Genomic DNA, 3,891 nt, shown 5'->3' on the forward strand with positions numbered 1-3,891 from the left:
GTCTTGCTGCGTATTTTCGTCTGTTGACTCTAACGCTTCTGCATCTTCATCAGCAGGCAGCTCTTCATCATCAACTTCTTCAATACGTTGCAAACCAACAACTGATTCATCTTCCGCAGTACGGATAAGCGTTACACCTTGTGTGTTACGACCAACTTGGCTAACTTCACCCACACGAGTACGTACTAACGTGCCAGCGTCGGTGATCATCATCATTTCATCACCTTCAACAACCTGGATAGCACCAACTACCGGGCCATTTCGCTCAGAAACTTTGATAGAAACTACACCTTGAGTGCCACGACCTTTTGTCGGGTACTCGCTAAGTGCTGTGCGTTTACCATAACCGTTTTCTGTAACCGTTAGGATGTCGCCTTCGTGCGAAGGAACAATAAGTGATACAACTTGGTCATTTTCAGCCAGTTTCATACCACGAACACCAGAGGCGGTACGACCCATAGGACGAACACCTTTAAACTTGATCTCTGGCTGACCATTCTCATCAAGAACTGGTTTACCATTTTCATCAAGTACTGGAATCTCTTCTGCTTCTTTAAAGCGAACCACTTTACCCGCTTTAGAGAACAGCATGATTTCATTTTCGCCGTTAGTGATATCCACACCGATTAACGAATCGTCTTCACGTAGGTTCACAGCGATTAGGCCGTTTGAACGTACGTTTGCAAACTGGTTCAACGGCGTTTTCTTAACCGTACCGTCACCTGTTGCCATGAAGATGAATTTGTCTTCAGAGAATTCATCAACACGTAGAATCGCGGTAATGCGCTCACCTTCTTCGAGTGGAAGGATGTTCACAATTGGCTTACCACGCGCAGTACGGCTCGCTAGAGGCAATTGGTAAACTTTCAGGCGGTATGTTTTACCACGAGTAGAGAAACACAAGATGTTATCGTGGGTATTCGCCACTAGAAGACGCTCGATATGGTCTTCATCTTTCATCTTAGTCGCACTCTTGCCTTTACCACCACGGCGCTGTGACTCGTAGTCGCTCAGTACTTGGTACTTAACGTAACCACCGTGAGATAGAGTAACCACAACGTCTTCACGTGCGATCAGCTCTTCCATGTCAATATCATGGCTCGCAGCTGTGATTTCTGTACGACGAGCGTCACCAAAGCCGTCACGAACCGCTTCAAGTTCTTCACGGATCACTTCCATCAAACGCTCAGTGCTCGCAAGGATATGCATGAGTTCAGCGATTTCTTCTAGAAGTGTTTTGTATTCGCCAAGAATCTTCTCGTGTTCTAGACCTGTTAGTTTATGTAAACGTAGATCTAGGATAGCTTGTGCTTGTTGCTCAGTCAGGAAGTACTGACCATCACGAATACCGTATTCAGGCTCTAGCCATTCAGGGCGCGCAGCATCTGTACCAGCACGCTCTAGCATTGCTGAAACGTTGCCTAAATCCCAACCACGAGCGATAAGACCCGCTTTTGCTTCAGCCGGTGTAGGTGCCTTACGGATAAGCTCAATAATTTCATCAATGTTAGCAAGCGCTAGAGCTAAACCTTCAAGGATATGAGCACGTTCACGCGCTTTACGCAGTTCGAAAATAGTACGGCGTGTCACAACTTCACGACGGTGATCAACAAAGCACTTCAACATATCTTTTAGGTTGAATAGCTGTGGCTGGCCATTGTTTAGGGCCACCATGTTGATACCGAAAGTGGTTTGCAGCTGAGTCTGAGCGTAAAGGTTGTTTAGAACTACTTCGCCCACAGCATCGCGCTTACACTCAATAACAATGCGCATACCGTCTTTATCTGACTCGTCGCGCAGTGCACTGATACCTTCTACTTTCTTATCTTTAACTAGCTCAGCGATCTTTTCGATCAAGCGAGCTTTGTTCACCTGGTAAGGAATTTCAGTGACGATAATGGTCTCTTTACCATTCTTCTCCACTTCGATGTCCGCTTTCGAACGCATGTAGATTTTGCCGCGACCTGTTTTGTACGCGTCTACAATGCCTTTACGACCGCTGATAAGCGCCGCCGTTGGGAAATCAGGACCAGGAATGTAATCCATTAGTTCATCAATAGTGATTTCTTCATTATTGATGTATGCAAGACAGCCATCAATCACTTCGCCAAGGTTATGAGGCGGGATGTTGGTTGCCATACCTACTGCGATACCAGAAGCACCGTTAACCAATAGGTTTGGAATTTTAGTTGGAAGAACCGCTGGGATCTGCTCAGTACCGTCGTAGTTTGGTACGTAGTCTACGGTTTCTTTGTCTAGGTCAGCCAATAGTTCATGGGCAATTTTTGCCATTCGAACTTCGGTGTAACGCATTGCCGCAGCAGAGTCGCCATCGATCGAGCCAAAGTTACCTTGACCATCGACCAGCATGTAACGAAGCGAGAACGGCTGAGCCATACGTACGATTGTGTCGTACACAGCACTATCACCGTGTGGGTGATATTTACCGATTACGTCGCCGACAACACGGGCTGATTTTTTATATGGTTTGTTCCAATCGTTGCCTAGTACGTTCATCGCGAATAAAACGCGGCGGTGTACTGGTTTTAGGCCATCACGCACATCTGGAAGAGCACGACCCACGATGACTGACATCGCATAGTCTAGGTATGAACCTCTAAGCTCATCTTCAATGTTTACGGGCGTGATCTCTTTAGCTAAATCGCTCATAGAGCCATTATCCCTCTATTATCTGATCGTAATTACGATACGTGTAAGGTGCAAAAATATAACACACAATTCATCACTTCGGCATCACTTTCCCTCTCCTTTTATCAGGTTGTGAGCTTGGTTATGAATCAAATGTCGAGAATTTGCACACTCATCCCATATCTTTCTGATTAGTGGTTATATTTCGGTCAATATTGAGCAAAATCGGACCCTTTACGCGGAAAAGCGAGGTAAATTCCTTTAACCACACAACGCGAAAATGCAGGTTTTAGAGTTATTGTCACTGGCACCAGTTCAAGGATGAAGCAAAAACAATAGTTAGCGCTTTACAAATTACAGGCACCTGTCTCGATTGCCGCGCCAGTGAACTCTGTCATTGTCCCTTAACTAAGCACATCGAGGTTGTTTGGGTGTAAAACGTTGGAGTATACTGGCGCCCTCTAAAGGACTCAGATTGAATGCAATAAAACCAATTATGACTAAAGCACAAAACGTCGACCCAAGTGAAATTAAGAAATTCGAGGACATGGCTTCTCGATGGTGGGATTTAGAAGGCGAGTTTAAGCCACTTCATCAAATTAACCCACTTCGTTTGAACTATGTACTTGAAAAAGCAAATGGCTTGTTTGGCAAGCGCGCACTTGATGTCGGCTGTGGTGGTGGCATTCTTGCTGAAAGCATGGCAAAAGAAGGCGCTATTGTGACGGGGCTTGATATGGGTAAAGAACCATTAGAAGTCGCGCGACTACATGCATTAGAAACAGGTACTCAACTGACCTACATTCAGAGCACAATAGAAGACCACGCTATAGAAAACGCAGGAACTTACGATGTCGTGACTTGTATGGAGATGCTTGAACACGTTCCAGATCCTCTCTCCGTTATCCGCTCTTGTGCTGCGCTAGTCAAACCCGGTGGTCACGTGTTTTTCTCAACTTTGAACCGAAACATTAAGTCGTACTTATTTGCTATTGTCGGTGCTGAGAAGCTTCTTAAGATTGTTCCTGAAGGCACTCATGAGCACGATAAGTTTATCAAGCCAGCCGAAATGATGAAGATGATAGACCAAACTGACCTGACGGAAATGGGCATTACTGGGCTTCATTACAACCCTCTAAATGATAGCTACAAACTCGGTCGTAATGTAGATGTAAACTACATCGTTCATACTAAAAAATACTGAACGCTATTAAGTTAAAAAATGAGTTTTGTGATTGACAT

At 45.1% G+C, this 3,891-nt stretch carries 2 protein-coding genes; one reads left to right on the forward strand and one right to left on the reverse strand.

The annotated features are described in order from the left end of the window. Nucleotides 1–2,670, reverse strand: a 2,670-nt coding sequence (gyrA, locus tag IQR33_RS12470) for a DNA topoisomerase (ATP-hydrolyzing) subunit A (RefSeq protein WP_193843730.1), incomplete at its 3' end; no start/stop codon positions are given. A 475-nt stretch (nucleotides 2,671–3,145) separates the two neighbouring features. Between gyrA and ubiG the strand changes: the two genes are divergently transcribed. Further along, nucleotides 3,146–3,853: a bifunctional 2-polyprenyl-6-hydroxyphenol methylase/3-demethylubiquinol 3-O-methyltransferase UbiG gene (gene ubiG / locus IQR33_RS12475; protein ID WP_005376820.1), complete on the forward strand. Its 708-nt coding sequence runs from the start codon at nucleotides 3,146–3,148 to the stop codon at nucleotides 3,851–3,853. Nucleotides 3,854–3,891 lie beyond the last annotated feature (38 nt).

The sequence above is a fragment of the Vibrio sp. OPT46 genome, assembly GCF_015163535.1.
Classification (GTDB): Bacteria; Pseudomonadota; Gammaproteobacteria; order Enterobacterales; family Vibrionaceae; genus Vibrio; species Vibrio alginolyticus.

What these genes read in the sequence shown, in the direction of transcription:
- ubiG (WP_005376820.1), top strand. Translation starts at nt 3,146, where the DNA reads ATGACTAAAGCACAAAACGTCGACCCAAGTGAAATTAAGAAATTCGAG.